The sequence below is a fragment of the Staphylococcus sp. EG-SA-2 genome (assembly GCF_017152085.1).
Genome location: NZ_JACYHC010000882.1, coordinates 1 through 1,071, shown reverse-complemented (window position 1 = coordinate 1,071; position 1,071 = coordinate 1). Strand labels below are relative to the sequence as shown.

Sequence of the window (1,071 nt, the reverse complement as noted above, 5' to 3'; positions counted from 1 at the left end):
GCTACAACTGAAGAGAAAAATGCAGCAAAAGATTTAGTTTTAAAAGCTAAAGAAAAAGCGTATCAAGATATCTTAAATGCACAAACAACTAATGATGTTACGCAAATTAAAGATCAAGCAGTTGCTGATATTCAAGGTATTACTGCAGATACAACAATTAAAGATGTTGCGAAAGATGAATTAGCAACAAAAGCAAACGAACAAAAAGCGCTTATTGCACAAACTGCAGATGCGACTACTGAAGAAAAAGAACAAGCAAATCAACAAGTAGACGCACAATTAACACAAGGTAATCAAAATATTGAAAATGCACAGTCAATCGATGATGTAAACACTGCAAAAGATAATGCAATTCAAGCAATTGACCCAATTCAAGCATCAACAGATGTTAAAACGAATGCAAGAGCAGAATTGCTAACTGAAATGCAAAATAAAATAACTGAAATACTTAATAATAATGAGACTACTAATGAAGAAAAAGGTAACGATATTGGACCAGTTAGAGCAGCATATGAAGAAGGTTTAAATAATATTAATGCAGCAACTACTACAGGTGATGTAACTACTGCTAAAGATACAGCAGTACAAAAAGTTCAACAACTTCATGCAAATCCTGTTAAGAAACCAGCAGGTAAAAAAGAATTAGATCAAGCTGCAGCTGATAAGAAAACACAAATAGAACAAACACCAAATGCATCACAACAAGAAATTAATGATGCAAAACAAGAAGTTGATACTGAATTAAATCAAGCGAAAACAAATGTCGATCAATCATCAACAAATGAATATGTTGATAATGCAGTTAAAGAAGGAAAAGCTAAAATTAATGCAGTTAAAACATTTAGTGAGTACAAAAAAGATGCTTTAGCTAAAATTGAAGATGCATATAATGCTAAAGTAAACGAAGCGGATAACTCTAACGCATCGACTTCAAGTGAAATTGCTGAAGCGAAACAAAAACTTGCTGAATTAAAACAAACTGCGGATCAAAATGTTAATCAAGCTACTTCTAAAGATGACATTGAAGTTCAAATTCATAATGACTTAGATAATATTAACGATTACACAATT

General features: G+C 31.7%; 1 protein-coding gene. It reads left to right on the top strand.

Annotated features, from left to right (window positions below):
• Positions 1 to 1,071, top strand: a 1,071-nt coding sequence (locus IDG60_RS15615) for a DUF1542 domain-containing protein (RefSeq protein WP_206160902.1), incomplete at both ends; no start/stop codon positions are given.